Origin of the sequence: Pseudoalteromonas sp. GW168-MNA-CIBAN-0100, assembly GCF_040309225.1 — a bacterium.
Lineage (GTDB): Bacteria > Pseudomonadota > Gammaproteobacteria > Enterobacterales > Alteromonadaceae > Pseudoalteromonas > Pseudoalteromonas arctica.
In genome coordinates this window covers 1-285 of record NZ_JBEOOL010000447.1, presented here as the reverse complement: position 1 = coordinate 285, position 285 = coordinate 1, and the positions used below count along the sequence as shown (strand labels likewise).

General features: G+C 40.7%; 1 protein-coding gene. It reads left to right on the top strand.

All coding sequences use genetic code 11. The features are described 5' to 3' along the window. Positions 1–285: Asd/ArgC dimerization domain-containing protein (locus AAEY62_RS21885; protein ID WP_350636505.1), on the top strand; the 285-nt coding region annotated here is incomplete at both ends.

Here is a 285-nt window from a genome sequence, read left to right as displayed (position 1 = left end):
ATCAAGCAGTGTCGGGCGCAGGTAAAAAAGCGGTTGATGAGTTAGCAAAGCAAACCGCTAACTTAATGAATGCCCGCCCAGTTGACAGCGATATATTTCCTAAGCAAATTGCGTTTAACGTGATCCCACAAATAGATGCATTTGAAGATAACGGCTACACCCGTGAAGAAATGAAAATGGTTAACGAAACGCATAAAATATTAGGCGATACTACCATTGCAGTAAACCCAACGTGTGTAAGAGTACCGGTGTTTTTTGGTCATTCAGAGTCAATCAATATAGAAA